25 protein-coding genes are annotated in these 26,356 nt (G+C 69.3%); 13 read left to right on the top strand and 12 right to left on the bottom strand.

Annotation, left to right across the window (positions count from 1 at the left end):
- Window positions 1–2: 2 nt before the first annotated feature.
- Window positions 3–1,184 (bottom strand): acyl carrier protein, encoded by a 1,182-nt coding sequence (locus E1261_RS01290; protein ID WP_132400388.1) that lies wholly within the window; start codon window positions 1,182–1,184, stop codon window positions 3–5.
- Between the two features lie 134 nt (window positions 1,185–1,318).
- Between E1261_RS01290 and E1261_RS01285 the strand changes: the two genes are divergently transcribed.
- The 8 genes from E1261_RS01285 to E1261_RS01250 are packed head-to-tail and all read left to right on the top strand — an operon-like array spanning window position 1,319 to window position 8,281.
- Window positions 1,319–2,290, top strand: a complete 972-nt coding sequence (locus E1261_RS01285; protein ID WP_132400385.1) for an ABC transporter ATP-binding protein — start codon at window positions 1,319–1,321, stop codon at window positions 2,288–2,290.
- Window positions 2,287–3,069: an ABC transporter permease gene (locus E1261_RS01280; RefSeq protein WP_132400382.1), complete on the top strand. Its 783-nt coding sequence runs from the start codon at window positions 2,287–2,289 to the stop codon at window positions 3,067–3,069. The genes E1261_RS01285 and E1261_RS01280 overlap by 4 nt, the downstream gene beginning before the upstream one ends.
- Before the next feature lie 11 nt (window positions 3,070–3,080).
- On the top strand, window positions 3,081–3,866 hold the full coding sequence (locus E1261_RS01275) for an ABC transporter permease (protein WP_132400379.1): 786 nt from the start codon (window positions 3,081–3,083) through the stop codon (window positions 3,864–3,866).
- Between the two features lie 55 nt (window positions 3,867–3,921).
- Window positions 3,922–5,193, top strand: coding sequence for a DegT/DnrJ/EryC1/StrS family aminotransferase (locus tag E1261_RS01270; protein WP_132400376.1), 1,272 nt, complete (start codon window positions 3,922–3,924; stop codon window positions 5,191–5,193).
- A 13-nt stretch (window positions 5,194–5,206) separates the two neighbouring features.
- Entirely contained in the window at window positions 5,207–6,163 is a 957-nt protein-coding gene (locus tag E1261_RS01265) for an NAD-dependent epimerase/dehydratase family protein (RefSeq protein WP_132400373.1), read from the top strand.
- Window positions 6,160–6,834 carry a D-sedoheptulose-7-phosphate isomerase gene (locus E1261_RS01260; protein WP_132400370.1) on the top strand — a complete coding sequence of 225 codons (675 nt, stop codon included), beginning with the start codon at window positions 6,160–6,162 and terminating at the stop codon, window positions 6,832–6,834. Before E1261_RS01265 ends, E1261_RS01260 begins: the two co-directional genes overlap by 4 nt.
- Complete coding sequence (locus tag E1261_RS01255; protein ID WP_132400368.1) at window positions 6,831–7,466, top strand: D-glycero-alpha-D-manno-heptose-1,7-bisphosphate 7-phosphatase; 636 nt, start codon at window positions 6,831–6,833, stop codon at window positions 7,464–7,466. The genes E1261_RS01260 and E1261_RS01255 overlap by 4 nt, the downstream gene beginning before the upstream one ends.
- The gene (locus E1261_RS01250; protein ID WP_132400365.1) at window positions 7,463–8,281 is read left to right on the top strand and encodes a sugar phosphate nucleotidyltransferase; all 819 of its coding nucleotides are present in this window, start codon (window positions 7,463–7,465) and stop codon (window positions 8,279–8,281) included. The genes E1261_RS01255 and E1261_RS01250 overlap by 4 nt, the downstream gene beginning before the upstream one ends.
- Here E1261_RS01250 and E1261_RS01245 read toward each other — a convergent pair.
- A complete protein-coding gene (locus E1261_RS01245; RefSeq protein WP_132400362.1) occupies window positions 8,241–9,263 on the bottom strand; it encodes a GHMP family kinase ATP-binding protein in 1,023 nt (340 codons plus the stop codon). The genes E1261_RS01250 and E1261_RS01245 overlap by 41 nt on opposite strands.
- Complete coding sequence (locus E1261_RS01240) at window positions 9,260–10,549, bottom strand: winged helix-turn-helix domain-containing protein (RefSeq protein WP_132400359.1); 1,290 nt, start codon at window positions 10,547–10,549, stop codon at window positions 9,260–9,262. Before E1261_RS01240 ends, E1261_RS01245 begins: the two co-directional genes overlap by 4 nt.
- A gap of 142 nt (window positions 10,550–10,691) precedes the next feature.
- On the opposite strand from E1261_RS01240, the gene E1261_RS01235 reads away from it, so the two are divergent.
- Complete coding sequence (locus E1261_RS01235; RefSeq protein ID WP_165952301.1) at window positions 10,692–11,993, top strand: hypothetical protein; 1,302 nt, start codon at window positions 10,692–10,694, stop codon at window positions 11,991–11,993.
- A 25-nt stretch (window positions 11,994–12,018) separates the two neighbouring features.
- Here E1261_RS01235 and E1261_RS01230 read toward each other — a convergent pair whose 3' ends face one another.
- Entirely contained in the window at window positions 12,019–12,924 is a 906-nt protein-coding gene (locus tag E1261_RS01230; RefSeq protein WP_132400353.1) for a glycosyltransferase family 8 protein, read from the bottom strand.
- 3 nt (window positions 12,925–12,927) lie between these two features.
- Between E1261_RS01230 and E1261_RS01225 the strand changes: the two genes are divergently transcribed.
- Window positions 12,928–14,484 (top strand): condensation domain-containing protein, encoded by a 1,557-nt coding sequence (locus E1261_RS01225; protein WP_132400350.1) that lies wholly within the window; start codon window positions 12,928–12,930, stop codon window positions 14,482–14,484.
- Complete coding sequence (locus tag E1261_RS01220; RefSeq protein ID WP_132400347.1) at window positions 14,481–16,319, top strand: FAD/NAD(P)-binding protein; 1,839 nt, start codon at window positions 14,481–14,483, stop codon at window positions 16,317–16,319. The genes E1261_RS01225 and E1261_RS01220 overlap by 4 nt, the downstream gene beginning before the upstream one ends.
- Here E1261_RS01220 and E1261_RS01215 read toward each other — a convergent pair.
- The 6 genes from E1261_RS01215 to E1261_RS01190 are packed head-to-tail and all read right to left on the bottom strand — an operon-like array spanning window position 16,316 to window position 22,241.
- The gene (locus E1261_RS01215; protein ID WP_132400345.1) at window positions 16,316–17,617 is read right to left on the bottom strand and encodes a DegT/DnrJ/EryC1/StrS aminotransferase family protein; all 1,302 of its coding nucleotides are present in this window, start codon (window positions 17,615–17,617) and stop codon (window positions 16,316–16,318) included. The genes E1261_RS01220 and E1261_RS01215 overlap by 4 nt on opposite strands.
- Before the next feature lie 26 nt (window positions 17,618–17,643).
- Complete coding sequence (locus E1261_RS01210) at window positions 17,644–18,864, bottom strand: sedoheptulose 7-phosphate cyclase (protein WP_132400342.1); 1,221 nt, start codon at window positions 18,862–18,864, stop codon at window positions 17,644–17,646.
- A complete protein-coding gene (locus E1261_RS01205) occupies window positions 18,857–19,243 on the bottom strand; it encodes a cupin domain-containing protein (RefSeq protein ID WP_132400339.1) in 387 nt (128 codons plus the stop codon). Before E1261_RS01205 ends, E1261_RS01210 begins: the two co-directional genes overlap by 8 nt.
- On the bottom strand, window positions 19,240–20,139 hold the full coding sequence (locus E1261_RS01200) for a radical SAM/SPASM domain-containing protein (protein WP_132400336.1): 900 nt from the start codon (window positions 20,137–20,139) through the stop codon (window positions 19,240–19,242). The genes E1261_RS01205 and E1261_RS01200 overlap by 4 nt, the downstream gene beginning before the upstream one ends.
- Complete coding sequence (locus tag E1261_RS01195; protein ID WP_132400333.1) at window positions 20,136–21,050, bottom strand: LLM class flavin-dependent oxidoreductase; 915 nt, start codon at window positions 21,048–21,050, stop codon at window positions 20,136–20,138. Before E1261_RS01195 ends, E1261_RS01200 begins: the two co-directional genes overlap by 4 nt.
- 9 nt (window positions 21,051–21,059) lie before the next feature.
- Window positions 21,060–22,241, bottom strand: a complete 1,182-nt coding sequence (locus E1261_RS01190; protein WP_238175937.1) for an ATP-grasp domain-containing protein — start codon at window positions 22,239–22,241, stop codon at window positions 21,060–21,062.
- Window positions 22,242–22,444: 203 nt separating this feature from the next.
- Between E1261_RS01190 and E1261_RS01185 the strand changes: the two genes are divergently transcribed.
- Window positions 22,445–23,701, top strand: a complete 1,257-nt coding sequence (locus E1261_RS01185) for an ATP-grasp domain-containing protein (RefSeq protein WP_132400327.1) — start codon at window positions 22,445–22,447, stop codon at window positions 23,699–23,701.
- 26 nt (window positions 23,702–23,727) lie between these two features.
- Window positions 23,728–24,918, top strand: a complete 1,191-nt coding sequence (locus E1261_RS01180) for a hypothetical protein (RefSeq protein WP_132400324.1) — start codon at window positions 23,728–23,730, stop codon at window positions 24,916–24,918.
- 5 nt (window positions 24,919–24,923) lie between these two features.
- Here the strand turns inward: E1261_RS01180 and E1261_RS01175 are convergent, their stop codons facing one another.
- Window positions 24,924–25,826 (bottom strand): hypothetical protein, encoded by a 903-nt coding sequence (locus tag E1261_RS01175; RefSeq protein ID WP_132400321.1) that lies wholly within the window; start codon window positions 25,824–25,826, stop codon window positions 24,924–24,926.
- A 1-nt stretch (window position 25,827) separates the two neighbouring features.
- Window positions 25,828–26,328, bottom strand: coding sequence for a VOC family protein (locus tag E1261_RS01170; RefSeq protein WP_132400318.1), 501 nt, complete (start codon window positions 26,326–26,328; stop codon window positions 25,828–25,830).
- Between the last annotated feature and the right edge of the window lie 28 nt (window positions 26,329–26,356).

Here is a 26,356-nt window from a genome sequence, read left to right as displayed (position 1 = left end):
ACTCAGCCGGCGCGCGCGAACAGCCTGCAGAGGCCGTCGAACGTCCAGAGGTCGGCGGCGGTCGCTCCTGGCGGAAGACCGACTCCGAGGCGTTCTTCCGCGCGATCAATGACCTGCACCAGTCGGAAGGAGTCGAATCCGGGGAGGTCCCGGAGGGAACCGGCGGGCGTCGGATCGTCGGGGCCGAGGACGAGCACCTCGCGCAGGATCCGCGCGAGCTCGACCGCGACGACCGCCCGATCAGCGCCGGGCTGCGGTACCCAGGAAACGTTCTCCACGGCATCGATCGCGAACTCGGCATCGGCTCGCAACTGGCGTCCCAGCTCGGCGATCACCTCCGGATCGGCGCGGCCGGTGCGCTCGGCCCGCCGCTGGGCGACGAAGCTCTGCAGCATCAACCCTTGCCACGCCTCGACCCGGTCATCGGCCCGGGCAACCGGCAGGCCTACGCATCCGAGCCAGCGGCTGTGCAGCGCGCGTTCCCGAGCGAGCAGCCAGATGTCCAGCACCAGCTCGTCGAGGCCGTCCGCTGTCGCCGATCGCTGCAGAGCCTGGGCAAGGTAGCCGTCGATGACCGGCCCCGCGACCCTCGCGGCGGCGGCGTTCCCAGCCAGAACCTCGGCGCTGGTCAGCGGCGGCGGGTACTCGGCGAACTCGAGGCCCGCTGCCACGGTGGGACCACTCAGTACGTCGTCCAGCTCGGACGGTCCGATCTCCCGGACCACTGGCAGACTCGGTCCCCACGGGGTCACGTTGTGGTAGCCGTCGATCATCAAGAGTTCGTCGTCGGCCACTTCGATCAGCACGCTGTGGTCGAGATGACGACGGCCGGCGTACGGAAGCCACGGCATCAGGAACGCGTCCCCGACCAGGTAGATCAGGCCGGACGACGGCGCCAGCGCGCGGATGTCGCGGCTGGTGGACACCGGCCGCGGCTTGTCCGTCACCAGCCCGAGTAGCCGGCGTCCGTCGTCGAGCCGCTCCTCGATGCCGGCCGCGACGACCACCGAGCCGGCCACCACCGCGGGCAGGCGCCAGTTGGTTCCCAGCGCGAGGTGTGCGTCCGGCCCGAACCGATGGACGGCCGCCAGCGCGAGCGAGGTCTGCAAGCAATCGAGCAGCTTCAGATCCGGTACGTCGACCAGCCGTGCCCAACGGTCGGCCTGCCCATCCGAGCCATTCATGCGGCCAGCGTCGTCGCGGCCCATACAGGTCAGCTACAGCCGCACGCGGACGAACGTCGCCGTGTAGCGCACCTATAGCCGCGGCGTATCCGGTGGTCCAACAGTGGCGATGACGCGAATCCCTCGGAGGGCCTGTGACGAGCACAGTCGAAGTGACGGATCTCTGCCGGTCCTTCAAGACCTCGACCGGCCTCCTCTGGCGCAGCCACCGGACCACCGAGGCCGTCCGCGATCTCAGTTTTTCGGTCGAACGCGGCGAGCTCTTCGGACTGCTCGGCCCCAACGGCGCCGGCAAGACGACCACGATCAAGATGCTGATCACCCTGCTCCTGCCCACCAGCGGGGTCGCGCGGGTCCTCGGTATCGACGTCGCCCGCGATCCACAGGCGGTCCGCTCCCGGATCGGTTACGTGTTCGGCGGCGAACGTGGCCTGTACGAACGACTGTCGGCGGCGGACAATCTGCGCTACTTCGCCGAGCTGTACGGCGTGAGTCCGCGCAGCCAACGGACCCGGATCGCCGAATTGCTGGAACTCGTCGATCTGAGCGGGCGGGAGAAGGAGCGGGTGGAGGGCTTCTCCCGCGGAATGCGGCAGCGCCTGCACATCGCCCGCGGCTTGCTGCACGACCCGGAGGTGCTCTTCCTCGACGAACCGACGATCGGCATCGACCCGGTCGGCGCGCGCCAGCTGCGCGAGCTGGTGGTTCGGCTCCGCGAGGCCGGCAAGACCATCCTGCTGACGACCCACTACATGCTGGAAGCCGACCTGCTCTGCGATCGGATCGCGGTCATCGACAAAGGACAGCTGCTGGCCCTGGGCACGCCCACGGAGCTGAAGTCCTCCGTCGACATCGGCCAGGTGATCGAGGTCGAGACCTTCGGCCTGCCGCAGACAGCGATCGACCGGATCGAGACCCTGGACGGCGTCCGCACCGTCACCGCGAGCGTCCGCGGGCATCTGCAGCTGCTCGTGGTCCAGGGACATCCCGGCGCGGAGGTCACCGGGTCGGTGCTGGCCGCCGTCGACGACCAGGTGGTCCATCGGGTACTGACCCGGGAGCCGACGCTCGAGGACGCGTACGTCGCATTGGTCGGCGGCTCGTGAACCGCGTCGTCCGTGCCGCACGCCTGGTCGGCGTGGTCTGGTATCTCCAGCTCCGCATGTTCGCGGTCTCCGCGTTCGAGGCCCTCATGCAACTGATCTGGCCGATGATCTTCGCGACCAGCGCGTTCCTCATCTTCCGCGTGAACGGCGACCGCGAGCTGCTGATCTTCGCCGGTCTGGGCGCTTCGGCGATGGGGATCTGGTCGGCGATGGCGACCGCGGCCAGCAACCTGCTGCAGGAAGAACGGTGGTCCGGGACGCTCGAGCTACTCGTCGCGGCACCGGCGCCGCTCGCGCTGGTGCTGGCGCCGGTCGCGCTGGCGATGGCCACGATGGGCCTGCTCAGTATGGTCGTCACGCTGCTCTGGGCCCGGTTCGCCTTCGGAATCAGCATTCCCGTCGCCGACATCAGCGGCTTCCTGGTGAGCATCCTGGTCACGATCGCGGCGATGGCGATGCTCGGCTTCCTGCTGTCGGTCTCGGTGATCCGCTATCGCACGTCCTGGGCACTGGGCAACGCGCTGGAGTTCCCGGGCTGGCTGCTCGGCGGATTCTTCGTCCCGCTCGCGATCCTGCCCGACTGGGTCAAACCGCTGTCCTACGTGTTCGCGCCGACCTGGGGACTGGCCGGGATGCGGGACGCGGCCGCCGGGCGCAGCCCCTGGCTGCAGTGCGCGATCTGCGTCGCCCTGGGGGTCGCGTACGGCGTCATCGGTCTGCTCCTCAGTAAGCGGCTACTCACCTCCGCCCGCCGCAATGCCACCCTGTCCCTCACCTGACTGGTCGTGCCATGTCCGCTGCCCGGATCGTGTTCATCGGTGGTCTGCTCAGCTACCGCGCCCTGTTCAACTGGCTCAACCCCTGGATCTTCATCCCGACGCTGGTGCTGCTGCCGATCTTCCAGATCCTGCTGTTCGCCTTCATGGGCCGGCAGGCCAACCTCGAGTCGGATCAGTTCTTCGTCATCGGCAACGCGGTGCAGTCGGCCTCGACGCCCTGCCTGTGGGGTATGACCAGTGCCATCGCCGGTGAACGCTCGTCGAGGACTCTCGGGCTGCTGCTCGCGAGTCCCGCACCCCGGGTGGCGACCTTCGTCGGCCGGGCGATCCCGGTGATCGCGAACGCCTGGATCGTCTCGTTGATCAGCTTCGCGGTCGGGGCCTGGCTGCTTCGGGTCGACCTGCCGCCCAGCCGCTGGCCGGCCATCGCCGTACTGGTCCTGGTGGGATCCGTGTCCTGCACCGGGCTGGCCCTCGTCCTGGCCGCGATCAGCCTGCGGGTCCGCGACACGGCGACCCTGGCGAACTCGATGTACGGCGTCCTGCTGATCTTCTGCGGTGTCAACGTGCCCCTGGCCGCGCTGCCCGGATGGATGCCGGCTGTCTCTGCCTGGCTGCCGTTGACCAGGACCATCGAGGCCACCCGCGAGGTCGCGGCAGGTGCCTCCCTCGGGCACGTCGGCGGACTCGTGCTGCACGAGCTCGCACTGACGAGCGGCTATCTCCTGCTGGGGATCTGCATCCTGCGCTATTTCGAGGCGAGCAGCCGGGCCAAGGCCACTCTCGAGGTCGTCTAGGACCGGACCCGGCTTCCTGTACCCGGCATGTAGCCGGATCCGCGACCGTTTCAGCATGGTCAGCCAAACCAAGCTACCGATCCTCGCCGTCCACGGCGGCCGGCCCGTCCGTGATCCCAGCCGGCCCTGGCCGCGCTGGCCGCAACCGAGCCCCGACGTCCAGGCGAACCTGGCCGAAGTCGTCGGCAGCGACCGCTGGACGCTGACCAGCCAATGGGGCTCGTCGGGTTTGTTCGAACGCCGCTTCGCGGAGATGTTCGCGGCCTACACGGGCACTCGGCACTGTGTGCCCGTCGACCACGGATCCAGCGCGCTCGTCGTGGCGCTGGAGTCGCTGAAACTGTCGTTCGGCGACCGCGTTCTGGTGCCGGCGCTGACCTGGGTCGCGTCGGCGACCGCCGCGCTGCGGGCCGGCCTGGTCCCGATCCTGGTCGACGTCGACAGCGAGCTCGGCTGTATGGGACCCGAGCACCTCGACGCGGAGGTCGGGGCGAAAGCCGCAGTGGTCGTGCACTGGTCGGCCGTGATGGCCGATGCTCCGGGCCTGGTGGCCGCCGCCGACCGGCGCGGTATCGAGATCGTCGAGGACTGCGCCCAGGCGCACGGCGCGGAGTGGCTCGGCCGGCCGGCCGGATCCTGGGGCCGACTGGGCTGCTTCAGCATGCAGCAGGGCAAGGTTCTCACTTGCGGCGAAGGTGGCGCCGTCGTGACCGACGACGACGATCTCGCGACCGCTCTCCAGGAGCTGCGGGCCGACTCCCGCCGGTACCGGGCCGACAGCACGGATCCCGCGCTCGAGGAGAGCGCCGGGATCCTCGGCTCCAACTTCTGCCTGAGCGAGTTCGGAGCCGCGGTGCTGTGCGCCCAGCTCCCGCTGCTCGATGCCCAGCACGCACGGCGCAACCACAACTTCCGGCTGCTGGACGAGCTGCTGACCGACGTCCCCGGCGTCCGGCTGATCCGTCCGCGTCCGGAACAGACGAAGATGTCGATCTACGAGCTCGCGATCGTCTTCGACCCGCTGCCGCCGGCCGTCACGGCCGAACATCTCGCGGATGCCCTGACCGCCGAGCTGCACCGGCCGTTCTACCAGGGCGATCCGCCGTTGCACCGCAGCCGGCTGCTGCAGCCTTGGACCAAACCCACCCTGCAGCCGCTGACGCGGGACTTCGTCGAGTGCAACAAGGATCGCAAGTTCACGGCGACCGAGGACCTCTACGACCGCTGCGTCGTGACGCACCACAGCACGTTGCTGGGAGACGCGCAGGACATGCACGACATCGCCTCGGCGATCGCCCGGGTGGCGTCGCCGATCAGTTGGAGATGAGGAGAACGCCGCGATGCGAATCTGTTTGACAGGTGGCGCCGGCTTCATCGGCAGCCATGTACTCGATGCTCTGTGTGCCGGCGGGCACGAAACTCTGATCATCGACGATCTGCGGGCAGGTCGTCGCGAGAACCTCGAGCAGCACGAGAGCCATGGCTGTCACACCCTGGCGGAGCTCGACATCTGTACGCCGGTCGCCGGGCAGCGGCTGCTCGACTTCGGACCGGCCGGGGTGATCCATCTGGCCGCGCAGCCGTCCGTCATGCGGTCCGTCGCGATGCCCCTACTCGACTGCGAGGTGAATCTGGCCGGCTCGTTGCGCGTCTTCGACGCGGCGCGGCAGGTCGGCGCCAAGGTCGTCGCCGCCAGCAGTGGCGGCACGATCTACGGATCGCACCGCGAACCCGTCGGCGCCTCCGCTGAGCACTTCAGTCGGCGCAGTGACAGCCCTTACGCCCTGACCAAGCGGGTGATGGTCGAGTACCTGGAGCTGTACGAACGTCTCTACGACCTCGAGTGGGTGGCACTCGCGCTCGGCAACGCCTACGGTCCGCGCCAGCGAGCAGCCGCAGGGTACGGAGTGGTGGCCATCTTCGCTGACGCGATGCTGACCGGACGGCCGGTCCAGGTCTACGGTGATGGCCTCTCGACGAGGGACTACATCCACGTCCGCGACGTGGCCGGCGCCTTCGTCCACGCGGTCTCCGCCGGCCAGGGCATCTACAACATCGGCTCCGGTACGTCGCGGACGACGCGACAGGTTCTCGACGCGGTCGCGCGATCGGCCGGGCTGGCCGAGCCGGCCGTCGACTGGCAGCCGGAGCGACTCGGCGACGTCCGCTTCGTCACCCTCGACATCACCGGCTGCGTCGAGCTCGGCTGGTCGCCGCAGATCGGCTTTCCCGAGGGTGTCGACGACGTCGTCCAGGCCACCCTGGCCGGCCGCCAACTGCTGGAGGACCCCCGATGACGCAGAGCAGCCACCGGCGCCGGTTCGTCACTACCATCCGCAGTACCGAGGAGCGCTGGGATGTCTTCCGGAACGCGGACGATCTCGTCGACCGGTACACCAGCACACTGATCGAGGACCTCGACCGGCTTCGGGCCGACCCGGGTCTGATCGACGCACTCGAGCTGATCTGGGCCAAACTCAGTACCGGGCACGACGTCTACCTGGCCGGGAACGGCGGCAGCGCCTCGACGGCCACCCACATCGCCGCTGATCTCAGCCAGGCGCTGACGGACTGTCCGGAGACCGAGCGGTGCGGCCGTGCGCTCCCGCTGACCGGCAGCCTCGCGTGGATGACAGCGATCGCCAACGACGTGAGCTACGACCGGATCTTCGCCCAGCAGCTACAGCAGTCCGCCCGGCCGGGTGACGCCCTCGTGGTCCTGAGTGTGAGTGGCACATCGACGAACGTCGTCGAAGCCTGCCGGACCGCGTCCGCCCTCAACCTGGAGATCGTCGCTCTCCTCGGGTCACCGGGCGCGGTCGCGGAGTACGCCGCCATCGGGGTCATCACCAAGGATCCTTCGTTCGGCCGGACCGAAGACATCCATCTCAGCATCGGCCACCTGATGACCACCTTCGTCCGCGGCCGGCACCAGGTCGTACACACCACCACCGGCCAGGGCGCATGACCGTCCGGACGCGGAACAGCCCGCTGGTCCTCGATTGCCGGCCGGACCTGCGCGCGTTGTGTCCCGTCTGCAGGGCCGACCCGACGGATGCCACCGGCGCGGTCTTCCTCGACCGCGACGGAGTCCTGGTCGAGAACCGCGACGACTACATCACGTCCGTCGATCAACTGGTTCCGTTCACCGGTATCACCCGGATCCTGACCGATCTGGTCCGGGCCGGCTTCGGCCTGGTCATCGTGACCAATCAGTCCGCCGTCGGCCGCGGCCGACTGACACTACGGCAAACAGTGGAGATCCACGAACACCTGGTCGACCTGCTGGCGCGATCGTCGGTCCCGGTCCACACCCTGATCTGCCCGCACGCTCCGGTCGACGGATGCGACTGCCGCAAACCCGCCGCCGGCCTGATCCGTACGGCGGCGCGGCGGCTGCCCTTGTCACTCGAGCGTTCGGTTCTGATCGGCGACAGTCTCACCGATCTCGAAGCAGCGCGAGCGGTCGGCGTTCCCGGCGTCCTGGTCCGCACCGGACGCGGGCGCGGACAGGAGCGGCAACTCGGCGCGGCGCCGGGGAGCGTCACCGTGGTCGACGACCTGGCCGCCGCCGGTGCGATGATTCTGGCCGGGACATGAAGGCAGTCATCACCGCCGCGGGCTCGGGCAGCCGCTGGTTCCCGGTCGCGGCCGTGCTGAACAAGGCGATGCTTCCGGTCGGGGCCGTTCCGGTCCTCCAGCACCTGGTCGCCGAACTCGCCGGCGCCGGCCTCACGGACATCGCTGTGGTGCTCCGGCCGGACGACGACCTCGTCCCGCGGTACTTCAGCGAGGATCTCGATTTGCGGGAGTCCTTCGTCCGGACCGGGCGTCTGGACCGGTACGAACCGGTCGCGGCTTTCCACCGGAGTCTGCGCGGGCTGAGCCTGACGTGGATCAGGCAACAGCCTGCGCCGTACGGCTCGGCCTGTGCCCTGCTGGCGGCGCGCGACTGGATCGGCGACGACGTCTGGATGGCCGTGTCGTCCGATGATCTCGTCCTGCGTGCGGAAGGCAACGATCTTGCCGATCTCGCCGCGGCGGCCGCGGCAGTGCCCTCGTCGACCGCTGTTCAGGTGGTCCGGGTGCCGCCGGAGCGCGTATCGGCCTGCGGCATCGTCGAGGTACGGCAGGCCGCCGGCCGGCTCGAGCTCGAGCGGCTGATCGAGAAACCCGAGCCGGGCCGCACCGATTCGGATCTGTGTTTCGTGTCCAGGATGGTGCTCGGACCCGGATTCCTCGGCACCCTCGATCAACTGCCCGCCGACCCGCGGACCGGTGAGTTCGTGGCCGCACAGGCGATCGACCGCTATGCCAGGGACCACGTCGTCGCGGTTCACCAGCTCGCGGGACGGCATTTCGACTGCGGCAGCGTCAGCGGCTGGCTCGACGCCAATCTGGCGGTCCGGGCATAACGTTGCGTTGGGCAACGGTCCGGCTGCCGCTCGCCGAGATGGCGAACGGCAGCTCGTCGAACTCGGCCAGCGCGGCCCGGACCGCTGCCTGGCGCTGCGCGGGGCAGATCAGCAGGAAGTACCCGTGCCCGCCGGCGCCGAGGAGCTTCCCGCCGTACGCCCCCGCCGTCAGCGCCTCGCGATAGATCTGGTCCACGAAGGAGTTGTGCACCCGCTCGGACAGTTGTTTCTTCTGCTGCCAGCTCTCGTCCAGCAAACAGCCGACCGCCTTCAGATCCCCGGCCAGCAGCGCCTCGCGTCCCCGGACGGCCAACTGCTTCAGAGCGTGCAGTGCCTCGAAGCGGCCGGCGCCGCCGGCGCGGACGTCGGCCAGGATCGCACCGGCACGCCGGGAGCCGCCGGTCGAGACGACCAGGATCTGCTCGCGCGCCGCCGCCAGGAAGTCGGCGCCGATATCGACCGGTTCGCGCGCGACCTCGACGCCAGGCCCGAACCGGAACCAGTTCACGCCGCCGAACGCCGCGGCGTATTGATCCTGCCGGCCGATCGGCTCGGACAGGCGATCGATCTCGACATGACACGCGCGGTCGGCGAGCCAGGCCGCCGACGCCGAGCCGCCCCGGTATCTCAGCAGAGCGTTCAGCAGGCCGACCGTGAAACTGCTCGACCCGCCGAGCCCGGCACCGGCCCGGACCGACGAGCTCCAGGTGATCTCGATCCCGCGGCCGCCACCGGCCACCGCGAGACACTCCCGGACGATACCGGCCGGCAGCGCGTCGGCCGACGCGTAGACCTGCACGGCTCCGCGGTTGATCAGCGTGATGCCGTCGTAGTCCGTGGGACGGACCACCACGTCGACGTACTGGTCGATGGCGATGCTCAGGACGTGACCGCCGAAACTGCGGCTGTACCAGTCCAGGTCCGTGCCGCCGCCGAAGAGACTGATCCGCAACGGGGTGCGGCTGGTGACCTCCGTACTCATGCGCCGATCGACGCCATCGCCTTGGACAGCGGAGCGCCCAGGTCGCCGGATCGCTGCACCGTCACCTCATCCAGCTCCAGCCAGTCGGCGAGCAGCCGCAGTTCGGCGGCCAGCGCTCGGCTGACCTCGGCCCGGTCGATCTCCGGCTCGCCGTGCGCCGACGGGACCACCAGCGCCGACCGGCGCCGGTCCGCCTTCACATCGACCCTCGCGACCAGCCGGTCGCCGAGCAGGAACGGGAGCACGTAATAGCCGTGCACCCGTTGCGCCGCGGGCGTGTAGATGCTGATCCGGTAATGGAAATCGAAGAGCTCCTCGGTGCGGTCCCGGTTCCAGATCAGGGAATCGAAGGGTGAGAGCAAGGCTCGGGCCTGCGGCTCGGCGGGCTCCGGCACCTCGGGCGCCAGGTAGGTCCTGCGCTTCGAGCCCTCGAGCACGGCAGGCACCAGGGCGCCGGATTCAAGCAGCTCGGAAATACGCTGCCTGGTGTCCGACACTGGCAAATGGAAATACTCGCGCAATTGTTTCTCGGTGGCTATTCCCTGGGCCGCGACGGACAGCTTCAGCAATTCCCGCTGGGCGGTCTCACGATCTGGCGCCGGGCCCTTCACGACGGCGGCCGGAAGCACCCGCTCGGTCAGGTCGTACACCCGCTCGAAACCCCGGCGTCCGGCGACGGTGATCTCACCGGCGAAGAAGAGCCATTCCAGCGCGATCTTCGCGTCGTTCCAGTTCCACATTCGTCCCCCCTCGCCGGCCGGCCCGGCCGGCGAATTCGACTCGGCCTCGGCCGCGGTGAGCGGGCCGTGGTCGTCGACGAGGGTCCGCACCTCGTCCAGCAACCGCGGTCGTTCGGCCGAGATCCGCGTCATGCCCTCGATGATCGCGGACGGCCCGACGTGCAGCGCGGGATCCGAACTCTGTCGCCAGTTCCGGATGTCGCGGTCCCACACATGCGCCCGAGCGGCCTCCATCCGCCACCTGAACAAAGGGAACAACGCCAGGCGCGCCAGCGACGCGCGGTGCACCCAGTACTCGAACAGAGCCCGGTCCGCACTCCAGGCGAGGTCGTCCAGTTCGTTGCGACTATAGGCGCCGAGCCGCGCGAACAGCGGCAGGTAGTGCGAGCGGCAGAGCACGTTGACCGAGTCGAGTTGCAGGACGGAGATCTGGTCGAGCATCGCTCGCAACTGCCCGGCCGGGACCCGCGCTCCGTACCGGTCGGCGCCGAAGCCCTGGGCGGCCAGAGCGAGCCGCCTCGCAGTCCCGGCGGATATCGCCTGCATCCTGCCATCACCCCGATCGGCCGGTTCGCATTTCACGCCGACATTACTCCGTTGCTCGAAACAGCGTCAAGGAAAGCCGTCGACCGGCATTCTCCATAGCATTTCTGTATCCCGCCTGTATTTTCTGCGTCATGATTTCAGCGTGACCAGATTGCAGGTGAACGGAACCCGGCAGCTGGACGCCGCGCTCCGTCTGGACGGCGGGAAACACTCGTTCGCGCACTGTTTGGCGACCGCGGCGCTGAGCAGCACCGGAACGCTGCACAACGTGCCCGGCCACATCGACGCGGCGGCCCTTCGAAAAGCCCTGGAGCTGATCTTCGAAGAGGTCGGCCACGAGTCGGGCGTGCTCCGGTTCGCGGCTCCGCGATCCCCTCGCCGGGTCGTGCTGCGGCGCGAGCTCACGGCCCGATCACGCTCGTTGTTCTGCCTGCTGCCCGCGTTGCTGCACCACGCCGGCGAGGTGGTCATCGAGGCGTCCCCGGTCGGCTGCCTCATCGGCGACCGGCCCTTCGACTGGTATGTCGACATCCTGCGCCGGTTCGGCGCGACCGTCGACGACGGCGACCGGACGACCACCATCGAGTGGCGGCGACGCACACCGGCCGACATCGACTTCCGCTATCCGCCGATGACAGGCACGGTGATCGCCGTCGCCGCGGCCGCGGTCGCGCCCGGTCGAAGCGTGCTGACGAACTGCTCCGTCGAACCGTCCTGCGCCGATCAGATCGACTGCGCGCGAGGCCAGGGAATCACGATCGCTGGCACCCTGCCCGAGGTTGTGATCGAGGGCAGCGAGCAGGCACCCGAGCGCGTCGGCTGGACCATTTCGAGCGACCGCATCCACGCGGTGACCTACGCGACCGCGGCGCTGCTGACTCGCGGCCGGGTCACGTTGCGGTCCATGGACGCGCTCCGCATCCCGAGGTTCCTGGCTGTCGTCGAAGAGATGGGCGCGGAGGTCTCGGAGTGCCCTGGAAGGCTGACCGTCGGCTATCCGCCGGGGTCGGGACCGCTCCGAGCCGTCCGGATCGAGGCCGGGTCCGAGCCACGGTTCAGCAGCGACTGGATTCCCTTCGTCGCGTTGCTGCTGGCGGCCCGCAGCAAAGGCAGCAGCGAAATCTCCGACGATGTCTTCCCGCGCCGGCTCCAGTTCCTTCGCAATCTCGGACCGCTCGGCATCCCGGCGCCGCCCGAACGCACGACGCCGTCCGGGTCCCGAAGCAGCACCACCTGGACGGTCGGTGGCGTACCCGACCTGACGCTTCGCGCCGCCAGCCTGGGCAGCTGCGACGACATCCGTGGTTCGGCGGCGCTCGCGCTGGCCGGACTGATCTCCGACGGCGTCTGCACCTTGGAGCAGACCTTCCACCTGCGCCGTGGATACACCGATCTGGCCCGCGACCTGCGGTCACTTGGCGCCGAGGCCGAGTACGTCGCCTGAGCACGCCAGGCGGCCGCGTCGGCGATCAGGTCGGCTCGCGCGGCGGGAGTGCCTCGTAGTGCCGAAACTCCCGGTAGACCTCGCTGTCCGGGAAGCCGTCCCGCCACGGCTTCTTGACCGCATAGTGCAGGATCCGGGCACGTCGCTCGATGTCGCACAGATCGCGCAGACTGGTCAGGTGCTCGGACGCGTAGCTGCGGTGCAGCCGGTGCAGCACGGAGAACGGGAACGCGTTCCAGCACGGATCCAGCGGCAGCCAGCGCTCGGAGAACAACGCGTTCAGGATGTCCTGGTCGTGCCAGATCAGATCGCGGTACCGCTCCTTGATCAGCCGCTGCGAGGTCGCGAAGAGGTCGGCCGACCGCATCCGCTCCAGGTTCATCACCATCACACCGGCATTGAAGTACTGGGTCTGCTCGGTCAGCCCGAAACTTCGCATCCCGGGCCAGACCTCGCTGCCGAGCAGGATCGGGTTGTACGGATCGCGGACCGCGGCCAGCAGCAGGTTGCCCAGATCGAGCGCCGTCAGCTCGTGCAGCACGTCGCGGATGATCAGATCGGAGTCCAGGTAGACGCACCGCCGATAGTCGGCCAGGATCTCCGGGAGCGCCAGCCGCAGGTAGAGCGTGCGCAGTCGCAGCGAGTCCCGCTCCGGGTGGATGATCGACCGCTCCGCGCGCCGGAACTCGATCCGGCAGCCGAGGCCTTCGTTCAGCGCCTCGATCCGCGCCGGAATGCTGGGGCCGCACTCGGCCTGGCTGACGACGACGATCTGCGGGAGCGCGCTGTCGCGCCGCCGGTACGCGGCCACGAGCGACTTCACTGTGACGACCCAAGGGTCCAGGTACTCCTCGTCGATCGTGAAGACCACTGGGGTCACCTGTGTGATGGCGCTGGGCGGGCTGTTCCACACCTCAGGCAGTCTCGTCATGCAGTGACAGTCACAGCTCGGGATACAGGCCGGACACAGGATCGCGATGTCGGCCGGCAGACCGCGACGCCGGACAAGCCCGGCTGTAGTCCGGCTGTATCGCGACCGAGCATCGTCGCGGTCATGCACCCCGATGACAGCCGGCCGCTGAGCCCCGGCCAGGAGCGGAAGTGGGAGGAGATCCTCGGACTGTCCGGCGCCGATCCCGGTGTGGCCCGGGCCCAGATCATCGCCTGCCGGCGGGTCCGCGGGCTGCTCGACATCGGCGTCCTCCGCGCCGCGGCGGACGAGTTGACCCAGCGCCACGAGCCCTTGCGTCTGACGTTCACCGCGGTCGGCACCGACCCCCGGATCCGGATCGCGCCGGAGCTGGACCCGCCGATCGACGTGGTCGATCTGTCCAGCCTGCCCGGACCGGCGCAGGACCGGCGGCTCGGCGAGTTGATGCACCGCGAGCAGACCCGCTACTTCGACTTCCGCCGCGGACCGCTCTGGCAGCTCGTCGTCGCGCGGCTGGGTCCGGACGAACATTTGCTGATCGCCTGTTTCGCCACTGTCATCAGCGACGGCTGGGCGGTTGCTCTGTTCATCAGCGAACTCCTGCGCGAGTGCGGCGTCCGGGCCGGGCTCCTGCCTCCGGTCCGGCCAACGGTCCCTACCTTCGAACAGATCGCCGCCGGGCAGACGGACAACCTCGCGGTCGATCCGGCCCGGCTGAGCTACTGGCGCGAGCATCTCACCGACATGCCACGCAGCCCATTGCTCCAGGCAACCAGTACGTCGTCGACCGATCCGGACAGCCGGCAGGCGATCCTGTTCTCCGTCCCGGAGGGGCACGGCGTCCAGCGGCTGGCCTGGTCCGCTCGCACCACGCCGTTCGTGTGTCTGCTCGCCGCGCACCACCTGCTGATCCTCCTGGTCACCGGTCGTTCCGACGCGGTCGTGAGCACCAGCGACTCGGGACGCCGGGCGCGCTGGCAGAAGTACGCCTTGATGTCCTTCGAGGAGGAGCACTACATCGCGGCAGCAGTGTCACCGCGCGACCGGCTGGTCGATGTCGTCCAAGCGGTGCACCGCACCATCAGCTCGGCGCTGAGCTCTCCGCTGCCCTACAGCGAACTCGCCGCCGCCGTCTATCCGCGGTACAGCATCGAGCGGCCGTGGCCGGATCACCAGCTGCGCGAGAGCGATATCAGCTCCTGGGCGCCGTCCGTACCGGAGCCGGACATGCCCGGCTTCGTGATCGAGGACGTCGACGTCCCGCCACTGCGTCCAGCCGGCGTCGCGCCGACCGCGTTCCCGAGCGCCGATCCGGTGATCCGTCGTGCCTGGGAGAACAAGGGCGCGCCGTGGTTCGTGGTCAACCTGAACCGGGACGGCGGTGCAGTCGTCTACAACGACCAATTGCACAGTCCGCCGACGGTCCAGGCGCTGACCGACCAGTACCTGTGGGTGGTGAGCGAACTGGTCCGGCATCCCGAAACGACTGTGGATCAACTGCGCCTCCGGTTCCACCGGCAGCGCCTGACCGGCGCCGGTTCCACGCGGCCGGCGAGATGACCGCGGATCCGGCGGTCGCGCTGATCGGGCTCGGCCCACGAGGTCTCACCGTTCTCGAACGTATCCTCAGTCGTTGCCTGGTACTCGGACCTGTGGCCGGACGGTTGCGCATCGAAGTGATCGACCCGACCTGCACCGGGACCGGAGTCCATGACGTGCAGTTGCCGGACTATCTGCTGCTGAACAGCAGCTGCGGCGAGATCTCACTCTTCCCCCATCACAGCGTCGCCGGGTCGGCCGTGTCGTGCGGCGGCCCGACGTTCTACGAATGGGCACGGAAGGCCGGGCTGGACGAACACGGCCGACGATCGGCCGGCACGGGGAGAACGGTCGCGACGACCGACTACCTTCCCCGTCGCGTCCTCGGCGCGTATCTGCGGTACTGCCTGGTGAAGCTGCTCGCACGGACCCCGTCGTACGTCCAGGTCACCTTGCATCGGACTCATGCCGACGACGTCTGGATGGAGCCTTCGGGACGCTTCACGATTCTCGGGCGGGACGGCCTCCGAACCACCGCCGACTATCTGGTGATCACCACCGGCCACACGGCGGACGAACCTCCGCCAGCAGCGCCGGGATCACATCGTCGCATCGGCCTTCAGCCCGAGCGGGGTCCCCGGACGCAGGCGATCGGCCGCGCCCAGACCGTCGCCGTCTCGGGCCTGGGACTCAGTGCGTACGACGTCGTCGCATCCCTTACCGTAGGTCGCGGTGGCCACTTCCAGCGCGGGCGCGATGGATTGCGCTACGTTCCGAACGGCCAGGAGCCGACGATCGTGATGTTCTCGCGCTCGGGTATCCCGTACCGCGCGAAGCCCAGGGGACGTGCCGGCTCGACGCCGGACACGCATCGCGCGCGGTTCCTCACGCCGGCCGCCTTGGCCGGCCTGCGTCAGGTCCATGGTCGCGCCCTGGACTTCCAGCAGTTGGTTCTTCCCTTGCTCTTCGACGAGATGCGCCTCGCTTACGGGATCCGTGCGAGCGAACTGGGCGGTGACAAGCCGACCGCCGCCATACTGCGCTCGTCCACCGATCCGGAGGCCTTGCGAGCCCTGCTCGCGCAAGTCGATGCGGCCCACGGTGGTTTCGATGCCCGCGCCGCATTCGAGCGGGAGCCCGGCCTCGGCCTCGAGCGAATCGACACCTACCAGCACTGGCTCACCAACGCGTTGGCCCTCGACCTGGCGGAGGCCGATCGGGGGACAGCCGCCAGTCCGCTCAAGGCCGCGCTGCAGGTCTGCGACGAACGGCTGCCGGTGATCAGAGCGGCCATCGACCACGGCGGCCTCACCCAGGCGTCGCTCGCCACGTTCTTCAGCCGAACCACCTACCAGCTGAATCGGGCCGTGGTCGGTCCGCAGTACGAACGCCAGGCCGAGCTCCTGGCGCTGTTCGCGGCCGGTGTCGTCCGGACGCCGTTCGGCCCGGCACCACAGGTGAGCTGGTCGGATCCGGACCAGCGCTGGGTGGTCCGAAGTACCCGCCTGGCCGCGCCCGTAACCGGCCAGGCGGACTGGCTCGTCGACGCGACGACACCGCCGCCGTCCGTCCTGCGCTCGACTTCGCGGCTGCTCCGGAACCTGCACGCGCACGGCCTGATCCGGCCCTTCCCCGGCCTCGGCGCGATCCCCGGAGTCGAGGTGGACGCCGACCAGCATCCGGTCGACACCCGTGGGCGGCCAGTGCAAGAGATCTGGGTTTTCGGTCCGCTCTGCGAGGGCAACACGTACTACAACCACGAGGTGCCGTCGGCCGGCGACTATTCGCGTCCACACACCGACGCCGATCGGTGTGTGGACGCAATCCTGGGGGCCGCGGCGCGCGTCTCGGGCTAGAAGGCTCGCGCCGACCGGGTCTGCGGCAGACCTGCCAGTTCGTGCGCGTGACCGCGGAGCTTGCCGAGCGCGGCCACGATGTCGGCAACGCCGTCCGCACCGGCCAGCAACAGCGGATGCGGCAGGGTCAAGCACGTACGGCGCGCCTCCTCCGCAACCGGTAGGCGCGCAGAACTGATCGCGTCGACCGTGGCCTGTGTCCGGAGCCGGGAGTCGGCCAGATCCGCTCGCAGCAAGGGATGGCGGTTGAGTGGAATGTAGACCGGGCTGGTCTGCGCGCCCAGTTCGGTGCTCAGCGCCGAAGCGATCGCGTCGATCGAGCTGCCACCGAACTCTGCGAGATCGAACCGCAGTACGGCGTTGTAGTACGTCCTGCGCGTCACCCGGGGATCGTCGTGCGCCAGGAGACTCAGTCCGGGAACACCGCGTAAGGCATCGACCAGCACCTTCACCGTCCGGGCCCGCTCCTCGTTCTCGGCGTCCAGCCGGACCAGACCGTCCAGCAGCAGCGCCGCCTGGAATTCGGTCAGGCAGAAGTTGCGGCCCTGGACAGCGCCGACCTCGACCAGCTCGAGCCGCCCTGGAATCGGCGCGGGACCGTACCGACGGCCGTCGAGCCGCAACTGTTCGAGCTTGCTGTGCAGTTCGGCGTCGTTCGTCACAACGGCACCGCCTTCACCGGCGGTGAGCAACTTGGACTGCTGCATGCTGAAACATCCGACGACGCCGTACGAGCCGACCGGCCGGTCTCGCCACCGGGCGCCGTGCGCCTGTGCAGAGTCCTCGATCAGCGGCAGGCCCTTCTCGGCGGACAAGGCGACGAACGCGTCGAGATCGGCCAGGTTGCAGAAGGGGTGGACCACCATGATCGCGGCGGTCCGCGGTGTGCACGCGGCGCGCGCGGCGTCGGCACTGATCGCCAGGGTCCGGGGATCGCAGTCCACCAGCACCGGTGTCGCGCCGGCGAACAGCACCGCGGACGCGCAGGCGACCCACGTGAGACCTGGAACCAGGACTTCGTCACCTGGGCCGATCCCCAGCGCTTGCAGAGCGATCGTCAGCGCTGTCGTGCCCGCGGTCGTCGGCGTGCAGTACGCCGTACCGGTGTAGCTCGCGTACGCCTTCGCGAAGCGCTGCTCGACGCTTTCCGTTCCTTGGTAGGGACCTGACACCGTCCAGCGGCCGGAACCGAGCACCTCTGCCAGCGCTCGGCCCGCGGTCTCCGTGGCCCGAGGCCAGAGCGGCCATGCGGTATCGCGGACGGGCCGGCCACCCAATACAGCCAACTCGTGTGTCATCACGGCCTCCTCGGCGGGTTAGTCGGTCAGGGCAGGCTCAACAGCCGGGCGCCCGAAGTGCTCCTGCTCGTCGCTCGTCTGCGCAGCAACTCGATGCTGCTGCGGACCAGTGCCAGGTCGATGTCCGCGAGGTCCAGGAAGACGCAGCCGCCGATCCCCGTCGGTACCACCAGGTTCAGCTCACCGTCGCGGTGATCGACAACGCCGGCCAGCGACGCCCACAGCGCGTCGGCGGACAGCTTGGACCACGTCAGCGGCAACCCACAGGTCTCCAGTAAGGCGAGCACCCGTTCGAGATCCGCGGGCCGGAGAATGCCCAACTGCGCAGCCAGCTGGCTGGACAGCGCGAGGTCCACGGCCACCGCTTCGCCGTGCAGGACCAGGTGATCCGACGCGCTCTCGACCTCGGGACTGAAGGTGTGCCCGAGATCCATCTTGCGGCGCAGCTTGTCGATGCTCTCGTACGGGCTGAGCGCCAGCTCTTCGAGCATGCCCTGGACAGCGCGGCGGATCAGCTCCGTGATCGCGCCGTCGTCCGGCCGGAACTGGCGCGCGGCGAGCGCGGCGCCGTGCGTCTCCAGATGCTCGAACAGCACGGGATCCGCCGCGATCGCGAGTTTGATCGCCTCGGCCAGGCCGTTGCGCAACTGCCGGTGCGGCAGTGTCCGCAGGAAGCCGGGGTCGAGCAGCGAGTACTCGGGCGGATGGAAGCTGCCGAGACCGCTCTTCCGGCCGTCGTGGTTGACGGCGTTCTTGGTCCCGATGCCCGCGTCGATCAGGCCGACCAGGGTGGTCGGCACCTTGATGTGCGGCACCCCGCGCCGATGGAGAGCGGCCGCGAGACCGCACAGGTCACTGCACACTCCCCCGCCAAAGGCGACGATCGGAGAGCGGCGAGGCAGCCGGGTCGCCGCGGCGCGGTCGCAGATCTCCGTCACCGCGGCCAGGTCCTTGGTCGCCTCGGTGCGGCGCACGACCATGAGCTCGTGCCGCTGGCCCGGACGAGCCGCGTGCAGATAGGCCCGCAGCCGTGCGCCATGGTGCCGCAGGACGGACGGTGTCATGACGATCAGGGCCGGCCGATCGGCCAGCGCCGCCGCGAGGACGGAGCTGTCCGGCGACAGCAGCCGCTCCGCGAGCACGACCCGTTGAACGTGGCCGCGCTGCGACGCGAGATCGAATCCGTGCTCGCCGACCTGCAACCGGCCGCTCTCGCGCCGGAACTGCGGATCCTGGGTCTCAACCATCGCCACCGACCGAGAGCTCGAAGACGAACAACCGGAGTACGTCGTCGGAGGTGTTGCTCAGACCGTGCAGCCCACCGGGCGGGTTCCGGATCAGATCGCCGGGTCCGACCTCGAAGGTCCGGTCCTCGCGCCGCATCAGTCCGCGGCCGGCCAGGATCAGGTAGAACTCCTCCTGGGCTGGGGTGTGCCGATGCGCTCCGATCGTGGTTCCCGGCGGGAGCTCCGCGACGTCGATGAAGTTGCAGCCGCCGGCCAGCTGGGCGCCGGTGACCACGGTCGTGGCCCGGATCGTGCCCTGGCCGGCGTGGGCGACCACAGGATCGAGCGGGATCGCGGACAGGTTCACCCGCTCGAACTCCGGCGCGCTCCCGGCGGTCATCGGCCGTCTCCGTCCGGAGGTCCGATCGGGCGGCCATCCGTGGACCGCTGTTTGAGGGTCCGGACCGGATCGTCCTCGCGGGACAGCCCACTCGCGTTCAGCACGAAGTCCTCCAGCGCCGACAGACCGGGCGCCGAGTGCGACGTGTTCGAGCACCGCCGGCAGATCTCGGCGCGCTCGCGCTCGCCGGCGGCGAGCTCCTCGCGGTGTTCTACGTTCTCGGGCGCCATCCAGATGTCGGTCAGGCTGGTGGTCAGGATGTTTCCCAGCACCTGGCTGCGATTGGCGTCCTCGTAGCAGAGCAGTACGTCGCCGTTGACGGTGACAATGAGCATCTCCGACGGCGCGAAACATGGTGTGCTCCGAGCGAGTGGGGACGGCAGCGGGACTTCGGTGACTGTCCCGCCGCGGTTCGTGAGTGTCAGGCCGCGGAAGTTCTGGACGATCTGGAACGGCCGGGCCGGGTACTCGCCGTCGACATGCCGGGTGACATAGAAGTAGTCGACACCCGCCGCCCGCAGCGCCTCGTAGCGCCGGTCGTCGAGGAGGTCGCCGTTGGTGAGCAGCAGCTGGAGCGCGTCCGGCAGCCGTTCCGCGACCTTGGCGATCAGCCGGGGAAGATCCGTGCGCAGCAACGGCTCGTTGTACAGGTGGTAGGAGATCCGGCCGGCGAACGAGACCTCGGCCAGCTGCGCGATGGTGGTGTCGAAGACGTCCGCGGACATTCGGGCCGGAACCGGCGGCCGAGGGTTCAGCGACACCGGGCAGTAGGAGCAACTGCGGTTGCAGCGCGAACAGACCTCGAGTTCGACCACCGACAGGCCAGGTAGTCCGGAGGCCGGCTGATCGACGAGTTCGACGGCGGACGCACTGGACGGGAAGTGGCTTGGATTCATGTTGTCTCCCGGGAACTGCTCAGCTCGCGTAACAACGGAAGCGCGGTGGAGGCGAGCTCGGCCAGCAGGCCAGGATCGCCTTGGTGGACTCCGGACGGACGCGGTATCGGAACGACCAGGTCGGTGATCCCGGCTCGCGCGTACTCGGTCGCCCGCTCGACGAACAGGTCGACCGATCGTGGCAACGGGTCGGCCATCTCGGTCAGGACCAGGATCCTGCGCAACGCGGCGGGGTCGCGGCCGATCGCCGTACACTCCCGCGACAGCTGCCGGGACTGCTCCTGGACCGCGGTGAGGAACAGCTCAGGTGTCCCGCCGGCGGCCAGATCGACCGGTCCGCAGCAGACCCACGCGTCGCCGTGCCGTGCCGCCAGCCGCATCCCCCGAGGACCGGCGGCGGCGATACACAACGGCACCCGGGGGCTCTGCACGCAACCAGGAAAGTTCCGCGCGTCCTTGACGGTGTAGTAGGAGCCGTTGTAGCTGGCCAGTGGCTCGCGCAACAGCAGGTCGGTGACCTCGACGAATTCCTCGAAGCGGTCGGCCCGCTGGCGAGCCGGCAGCACCGGCTCGATGACGTCCGCGTCGCCGGCGCCCGCCGAGCCGGCACCGAGCCCGAGCGCGAACCGGCCGCCGGAGATGTCGTCGATCGCGATCGCGTCCTTGGCGACCAGCACCGGATGCCGGAACGTCGGCGACGTGACCAGCACTCCGAGCGACAACCGGTCGGTCGCCGTGGCCGCGGCGCACAGCCACGGGAAGGTGGAGAACCACGGGCCGTCCCTCAGAGTGCGCCAGAACAGGTGGTCGATGGTCCACCCCGCGTCGAACCCGAGGTCCTCCACCATCCGCCACTGGTCCTGGGCAACCTGCCAGCCGACCTCTGGAAGAAGCAGCACACCGAGCCGCACGGCGATCACCTACTCCTGCGCCGAAGCACGATCGACGACGGTCAGTCCCATACCGGCGCAGAGCCTCGTCAGCGCTGTCCGGAGTTGTTCGTCCAATCGCTCGGGGTCGTCGCCGCAGCCCAGCGCATAGCCGGCCCGGCCACCGTCGCTCAACGGCGATCGCAGCTGCTGACCGGGGTGGCCTTGTTGGCACAGCAGCAGGACGTCGGGAAGACCGTCGAGAACTTCGGCGGGCGGGACGAAGCGCCGGACCCGGCCGGTCGCCACCAGGTACCGGACCTGCGCGTACGGGGCCGTCGGGGCGCCGGTGGCCGCTCGCGGGTCCTGTCCCAGGGCCTGCAACGCCTGCGCACGATAGAGGTCCGTGCCGGTCGCCAGCCGGGTCATGTCCGGGACCAGCGCGCCGCCGGGCCGGACGGCCGTCTCCAGCAGTGTCCAGCCGGACGGGCCCACCTTGAACTCGGCGTGCAGAATTCCGTCGGATAAGCCGAGGACAGCACCGAGCTGCGCCGCCTGCGCGGACGCGATCGCATGATCGGGCTGCACGCTCGCCACTCGGCCGGCGGTGCAGACGAAGCCCGGGCCGACGCCGTGCTCGGCCTCGGTGATCGAGACCGCGACCGGTTCGCCCTGACTGAGCACGGCCTCGACGCACACCTCGCGTCCCTCGACCAGCTCCTCGACCACCCCGATCCGCTGCCGGGACAAGGTTCGAACGATCGGCCACTCGCGCAGGGCAGCGGCCACGGTACTGACCGCGAGTACCCCCGAACCGCCGGTGGCGTCGGTCGGCTTCAGCACCGCATCGATCTTCCGGTCGCCGAAGAACTCCTGGAGATCGCGCTCCGACCGAACCGTTCGCCAGCGCGGCGTCACCATGCCTGCCTGCTCGCAGAGCTCCCGCTGCACGGCCTTCGACCGAGCCGCGGCAGCCGCCTGGACACCGGAGCCGGGAAGCCCGAGCTCAGCCGCGATCTCGGCCACCAGTTGCTGCGAGCCGTCGGCGAGCGTCGTGACGCCGTCACATCCCGCGGCCAGGTCCTTGATGCGTTCGTACGCCGCGGTGCCGTCGCGCGGATCGAGCGCGATGTAGGAGTCGGCGAGCTCCTGGTACTGCGAGGCCGAGGTCCCGTCGACCAGGATCACCTCCAGCCCCATCCGGCGCCAGAGCCCGAACGCTCCCGAGCGCATGGCTCCCGCCCCTACGACAAGAAGTTTCGGGCCCATGGATCGACCGTCGCCCGATGGGCTACAGCACCGATACGTCCGCAGTATTCGGTTCCCTGGGCAACGATCGGCCGGCGCGCGACGGTCCCGCGCGGGTACGCCGCTTGTACTTCCGGTGTAGCTGCGGCGGCGACCGTTGGGTCACCGATCCCCAGGGAGGTGAGCCGATGCAGACCGATCGATGGCTCGCCGTGGTCTACGACGAGGGCAGTGTGGCCCCGACCCGGATGCGGCAGGCGGCTCAGGAGCTGGGTCACCGAACCGTCTTCGTCGCCACGGATTCGGCGTACACACGGGAGATGCGACCGGTCCTGGAGCGGCTCGGCCCGATCGTCGACGAGGCCGGCGCCGCGCCGGACCAGGTCGCCGAACAGCTGCGCCAGTTCCGGCCGGTCGGCATCCTGACCTTCAGTGAGCGTCAGCTGCGAACGACGTCGCTGCTGGCCGAGTGGCTCGGTCTCGAGCACCATCCGACCGCTGCTCTCGACGCCATCACCCGCAAGGATGCACAGCGCGAATCCCTCGCCCGCGCCGGTGTCGACTCGGTGCGCTTCCATCCGATCCGATCCGTCGACGACGTCGCAACGGCCGTCCGGGTCGTCGGCCTGCCCGCCGTACTGAAGCCGATCACCGGCGTCGCGAGCCGCAACACCTTCGTGGTCGGCACTCCGGACGAGTGCCGGAGAGCCGCGGCCACGCTGCTGGCACCCGATCCGAACGGCGCCGGACTCCCCGAGCGCGAACTCCTCCTCGAGGAGCTCTTGACGGGCACACCGATCGACCAGCCGTGGGGCGACTACCTCGGTGTCGACTGCCTGTGCACGGAGGACACTGTCGAGCCCGTGCTCGTGACGAGCAAGTTCCGGCTCGCCGCTCCGTTCCGCGAACGCGGCGGGTACGCCGGGCAGTCGGCGTCGGACGACGCCACCGTGGAAGCCGCCGCGCAGCTCGCCTGCCGCGCGATCCGGGCCGTGGGTATCCGGACGGGTATCGCCGGCGCTGAGATCAAACTGACTCCCAGCGGCCCGCGAGTCATCGAGGTCAACGGTCGGCTCGGCGGCTGGGTCGACCAGCTGGCTCGGTCGACCGGGCACAGCGACCCGGTCGAGCTGGCTGTCCGCAGCGCACTGGGGCTGCCGTTGCCGGCAGTCATTCCCCGGCAGCAGGGACCCATCTCCTTCCAGTACCTGCTGATGCCGCCGCCGGACGCCGTCAGCGTCACCGCTGTTCACGACGTCGCGGCACTGCGTCGCGTCCGCAACGTCGAACGGGTGATCGTCCGCGCCCGCCGCGGGATGCCGGTGCGGTGGCAGCTGGGCAACGACAGCGGGGTCGCCGCCGCGATCGGGACCGCGCACAGCCTGGCCGAGCTGACGGCCACCATCGACCAGCTGGAAGCCGCCAACTGGATCACGTACGCATGAGCACTCCACATCGAGGTGAACCGGACATGCCCGAAAGTACCCACCCCACCACCCGATCCCGCCGACTCCTGGTCTTCGGGACCGGTGACGTGGCGACCAAGGCACTGGCCTTGCTCGCCCACAGTCCGACCCAGGCCCGGATCCGGGTGGTCGGACGCAACAGTGACAAAACGCTACGGACCGCGAACATGGCCCGGCTGTCGGCGAATCAGCTGGGACATCTCCCGGCCATCGACTGGGCGGTCACCGACATCGAGGACGAGTCCCGTACCGCCGACGTCATCGCGTCGTTCCGGCCCGACGTCATCTTCAACGCGATGTCCCTGCAGGCCTGGCATGTCATCACCCAACTGCCGCGCGAAGGCACGGCCCGGCTGATCAAGGCCGGCTACGGCCCCTGGCTCAGCATGCACCTGGCGCCGGCCCGGGCGCTGATGCTCGCGGTGCGGGCGTCCGGCGTCCGGCCGACCGTGGTGAACGCGGCCTTCCCGGACGCCGTCCATCCCGCACTCGCACCGGCCGGGCTGTCCCCGGACGCCGGGATCGGCAACGTCGCGAACTACGTTCCCGGGCTCCGCTCGCTGGTCGCCGGTGAGCTCGGGGTCGAGGCCGAGAAGGTCGAGATCCGCTTCATCGCGCATCACTACGTGAGCTTCTCGGTCTCGCGCCAGGGGCAGACGAACGGAGCGCCGTACCACCTCGGTATCCGCTGCGACGGCGAGGAACTGACCAAGCAGCTCGACCCGGCCGAGCTGTTCCGCCAGCTCTCGGTCCGAGAGCCTCGCACGGGTGGTCGCGACGGTCAGCTGATGACGGCCGCGTCGGCGGTCAGCGTCCTGCGTCCGCTGCTCAGCGGCGAGTCCGCTCTGGTGCACGTACCGGGATTCGGCGGCCGGGTCGGGGGCTGGACCGCCCAGGCCGACGGCGGCGAACTGCGTCTCGACCTTCCGGAGAACCTGAGCGAGGCGGCGGCACTCGAGATCAACAACTCCGGCCAGCGGTTCGACGGGATCGACCGGTTCGACGCGGACGGGACCGCGCACTTCACCGATGCGGCCCGCGAGGTCATGCGCGCGGAACTGGATTTCGACGCGGGGCCGTTGCGGCCCGAGGACTCCTTCGCCTACAGCGCGGAGCTGGGCAGCATCTTCACCGCGGCGCTGCGCCGGCAATGGCTGTCGGCACAGCTCCCCGACGATCTCCTGGTCCGGCTCTGAGCCGGTTACCGGCGACGGCGTGGCCGGGGTTCGGCCACTGCCGTCGCCACCCCCGCGAGAATCCGCCCGGAGTCATCCGCCAGCTGCCGAATGCCGGGCGTGCCGAATCCAGGCTCGTCGAGAAGCCCGGGACGCAGGCCGAAGACATCCAGGTCCTGGACGATCGCGGTCAGCCGGCGCAGGAGCTGGGCAACCATCGAACCCTGCGTCGTCCGAGCGCGCAGCGTCAGAAAATAGCAGTCGTAGATGGCCTGTAGCTGGCGCAGGTCGGACGATCCGTCCAGCCCACAGGCCTGGAGCAGCGAAGGCCCGTCCGGTACCAGCGCGGCAGCGACGCCGGCGTGCATCAACTGGTTGGTACGGACGGCTCGGGCCACCGGCCCGTCGGGCTCGCCCACCGTCATACTTCGGCGGAAGAGCGCACGCACCGGGCCGTAGTCCGGGGCCCAGGTCCCGCTGAACGCCGGGTGATGCAACCGCATGCTGGCCCGGATCACGGCGTGATAGATGTCCGGCGGGCACGATCCGGTGTAGAGCAGCATCACACTGCAGCCGTTGATGTGGCCGGCCAGTGTCGTTGACGCGGCCTCCGGGCTCACCCGGCCCGACTCCAGATCGGCGAGCGTCTGCGCGATCAGGCGCCACAACACGAAGCTGACCTGGTGTCCGGTGATCCAGCGGAACCAGTACACCAGGTCGTCCGGCGGCGCCTCCAGGCTGACCGAGCGCGGATTGTCCAGCACGGCTTCGAGCTGCCGGCAGACCCGAACCCGCTCGGTCCAGGAATTCTCGTCGGCGGGCTCGGTCGGATCACCCGGCGGCGGGAGTACCAGCGGTTCCAGCCCGTACTCGCGGCCACCGAAGTCCCATTGCCCACCGGCCGGGAGTTCGGCCAGGAAGACGGCCATCTCAGCCCTGGCCGGTCGTCGTCGGGATCCAGACCAGCTCGAGTTCCGTGCCGTCCGGGTCGTCGGCGTAGAAGCACCGGATGCCGTCGGAGTCCTCGACGATCGCCGTCGGCGGGTTCGCGGTCCGGCCGGCGAATCGGTCCGCGTCCGCGAGTTCGAGCCATCGCACCCGGAGCGTTTCCAGGTGCTCGGCGTCGCGCACCTGGAAACACAGGTGTTGGACGCCCTCGACCCGTGCGGCCGGGTCGCGCGGATCGAGATCCGTCCGCTCGAACAGGTGCAGGTGCTGGTTGCCGATCCGCACCTCGGTCAGGCGGCTGATCCCCGGCAGGCGCTCCCGGGTGAGGTCGGAGAACTCGGTCAGCGTCCAGGTCTGCTCCCCGCCGAGGAAAGCGACGTACCAGGCCACTGTGTCGTCCAGTCTGTGTGTCTGGATGGCGACATGGTGCAGGCCCACCACCAGAGCTTCGGTCGGCGATCGCTCGTCGGAGATGACAACCACAGGCTTCCTCCCTGCGCTGTACCAGTTG

It is taken from the genome of Kribbella albertanoniae, from assembly GCF_004348455.1.
Taxonomy (GTDB): Bacteria; Actinomycetota; Actinomycetes; order Propionibacteriales; family Kribbellaceae; genus Kribbella; species Kribbella albertanoniae.
The sequence above is the reverse complement of the archived record's forward strand: the minus strand, read 5'-3'. Positions and strand labels throughout refer to the sequence as shown.

Coding starts and splice junctions, on each gene's coding strand:
- E1261_RS01290 (WP_132400388.1), bottom strand. CDS start 1,184: ATGAATGGCTCGGATGGGCAGGCCGACCGTTGGGCACGGCTGGTCGAC.
- E1261_RS01275 (WP_132400379.1), top strand. CDS start 3,081: ATGTCCGCTGCCCGGATCGTGTTCATCGGTGGTCTGCTCAGCTACCGC.
- E1261_RS01270 (WP_132400376.1), top strand. CDS start 3,922: ATGGTCAGCCAAACCAAGCTACCGATCCTCGCCGTCCACGGCGGCCGG.
- E1261_RS01265 (WP_132400373.1), top strand. CDS start 5,207: ATGCGAATCTGTTTGACAGGTGGCGCCGGCTTCATCGGCAGCCATGTA.
- E1261_RS01260 (WP_132400370.1), top strand. CDS start 6,160: ATGACGCAGAGCAGCCACCGGCGCCGGTTCGTCACTACCATCCGCAGT.
- E1261_RS01255 (WP_132400368.1), top strand. CDS start 6,831: ATGACCGTCCGGACGCGGAACAGCCCGCTGGTCCTCGATTGCCGGCCG.
- E1261_RS01250 (WP_132400365.1), top strand. CDS start 7,463: ATGAAGGCAGTCATCACCGCCGCGGGCTCGGGCAGCCGCTGGTTCCCG.
- E1261_RS01245 (WP_132400362.1), bottom strand. CDS start 9,263: ATGAGTACGGAGGTCACCAGCCGCACCCCGTTGCGGATCAGTCTCTTC.
- E1261_RS01240 (WP_132400359.1), bottom strand. CDS start 10,549: ATGCAGGCGATATCCGCCGGGACTGCGAGGCGGCTCGCTCTGGCCGCC.
- E1261_RS01230 (WP_132400353.1), bottom strand. CDS start 12,924: ATGACGAGACTGCCTGAGGTGTGGAACAGCCCGCCCAGCGCCATCACA.
- E1261_RS01220 (WP_132400347.1), top strand. CDS start 14,481: ATGACCGCGGATCCGGCGGTCGCGCTGATCGGGCTCGGCCCACGAGGT.
- E1261_RS01215 (WP_132400345.1), bottom strand. CDS start 17,617: ATGACACACGAGTTGGCTGTATTGGGTGGCCGGCCCGTCCGCGATACC.
- E1261_RS01210 (WP_132400342.1), bottom strand. CDS start 18,864: ATGGTTGAGACCCAGGATCCGCAGTTCCGGCGCGAGAGCGGCCGGTTG.
- E1261_RS01205 (WP_132400339.1), bottom strand. CDS start 19,243: ATGACCGCCGGGAGCGCGCCGGAGTTCGAGCGGGTGAACCTGTCCGCG.
- E1261_RS01200 (WP_132400336.1), bottom strand. CDS start 20,139: ATGAATCCAAGCCACTTCCCGTCCAGTGCGTCCGCCGTCGAACTCGTC.
- E1261_RS01190 (WP_238175937.1), bottom strand. CDS start 22,241: ATGCGCTCGGGAGCGTTCGGGCTCTGGCGCCGGATGGGGCTGGAGGTG.
- E1261_RS01185 (WP_132400327.1), top strand. CDS start 22,445: ATGCAGACCGATCGATGGCTCGCCGTGGTCTACGACGAGGGCAGTGTG.
- E1261_RS01180 (WP_132400324.1), top strand. CDS start 23,728: ATGCCCGAAAGTACCCACCCCACCACCCGATCCCGCCGACTCCTGGTC.
- E1261_RS01175 (WP_132400321.1), bottom strand. CDS start 25,826: ATGGCCGTCTTCCTGGCCGAACTCCCGGCCGGTGGGCAATGGGACTTC.